Annotated in this window: 1 protein-coding gene; it reads right to left on the bottom strand. The window is 73.2% G+C overall.

Features of this window, described 5'->3' with window-relative positions:
• Positions 1–123 precede the first annotated feature (123 nt).
• On the bottom strand, positions 124–1,377 hold the full coding sequence (locus QH283_RS14670) for an aminotransferase class I/II-fold pyridoxal phosphate-dependent enzyme (protein ID WP_280503554.1): 1,254 nt from the start codon (positions 1,375–1,377) through the stop codon (positions 124–126).
• Between the last annotated feature and the right edge of the window lie 382 nt (positions 1,378–1,759).

Raw genomic sequence — 1,759 nt, 5'->3', positions numbered from 1 at the left:
GCATGTGACCGGCCTTTTAAGCGCTCTGTAAGCCGCTGTCAAGACCCCCAAGGGATATTTGTTCGTGCCCGGCCGGTCCCGGATCCAGGAGGGGGGAACAGGGCCCGGCCGGGCACTCGAATCTCAGGCGGCCAGAGTGGGATCCGGCAGTTGCCGGGAGTGGCCGACCGCCTCGGCCAGCAGATCCGCCGCCCGCACCAACTGCTCGTCGGTGTGCTCGCTGGTGAGGAAGAAGCGCAGTCGCTCCTGCCCCGCCGGCACCGCGGGCGCCGAGATGTTCCCGGCGTAGATCCCGCGTTGCAGCAGGTACGAGGCGACGAATCCCGAGCGCACCTCCCCCGGCACGATCACCGGGCAGATCGGCGTCCCCTCGGACAGGCCGCGATCCAGCTCCCGCTCGGCCAGCAGCGCCCCGAACTGTTTCGCGTTCGCCCACAGCCGGGTCAGCCGCTCCGGCTCCTCGGCCAGCACGTCGAGCGCGGCCAGCGCGGCGCCCGCCGCCGCGGGCGCCGGACCGCCGGTGAGCATGGCGATGCCGGGCGCCGAGGCCTTCATGGCCCCGATGAGGTCGGCGTCGCCGGCCAGGAAGCCGCCGCAGCTGCCGAGTGCCTTGGACAGCGTGCCCATCCACAGGTCGACCGCGTCGGCGGGCAGCCGGTAGTGCTCGCGGATGCCGTGCCCGCGATCTCCGAACACGCCGAACGAATGCGCCTCGTCCACCATGACCGCGCAGTCGTATTCGCGGGCGATGGCGGCCATTTCGTCGACCCGGCCGACCGTGCCGTCCATGCTGTAGTGCCCCTCCAGCACCACCAGCGCCCGGTCGAAACCGGCGCGCGACATCCTCAGTACCGACCGCAGCGACTCGGGATCGTTGTGCCGGAACGTGATCCGCCGGCAACCCGACCACTGGGTCCCGGAGATCACGCTGCCGTGGATGAGCGCGTCGCACACCGCCACATCGCCCTCGCGCAGCAGGAAGCCGAGCACGCCCGCGTTGGTGAGATAGCCGCTGGTGGTGATCATGGCGTCGCCGACGCCGTAGATCTGCGCGAGCCGCGCCTCCAGCTCCCGGTACAGCGGGATCTCCCCCGCGATGATCCGGCTCGCCGAGGCCGAGGCCCCGTACCGGTCGAGCGCCGCCTTCGCCCCCGCCACCACCCGCGGGTGATTGGCCAGCCCGAGGTAGTTGTAGGCCCCGAAGTTGACCAGCTCCCGCCCGTCGGCCTCGATGGTCGCCTCGTTCGGGCCCGATCGCAGCAGGAACAGCGGATTCGGCATCGCGCTGTCGCCGTACAGCTTGTCGATGGCGGTCTGCTTGGCCACCGTCGCCGCCACCTCCGGGTGATCGGCGAACTGCTTGCCCGGACCCCGCACCCGCCGCGCCGACACCCGTGCCGGGGGCCGCACCTGCGCCCGGGCGGACCCTGTCGCCGCCGGCCCACCGGGCGAGGGCGCCGACGATGCGGTTCCGTTGCCCGCCAGCAACTTCCGCGCCAGATCTCGAGCCGACTCGCTCACAGCGCACCCTCCGCTCCGGCACCTGCACCGGCCTCGGCCGCAGTCGCCACCTCGCCATCGGACCGAGCCGGACCGACCGCCGCATCCGCATCCGCATCCGCGACAGCCTCGTCACCTCGGCCCGCGTCCGTCGCGCGGATAGCCGAGCATCTCGTCGGAGGGGCGGGGTGCGCGGCCCGGGGGGCGGGCGCGCCGGGCGGGGCCGGGGCGGGGGGGGGCCCGGCCCCCCCGGGGGCGG

Source organism: Nocardia farcinica, from assembly GCF_029867845.1.
GTDB classification, from domain to species: domain Bacteria; phylum Actinomycetota; class Actinomycetes; order Mycobacteriales; family Mycobacteriaceae; genus Nocardia; species Nocardia farcinica_A.
Note: the sequence above shows the minus strand (reverse complement) of the source record. Positions and strands in the feature narration are given on the sequence as shown.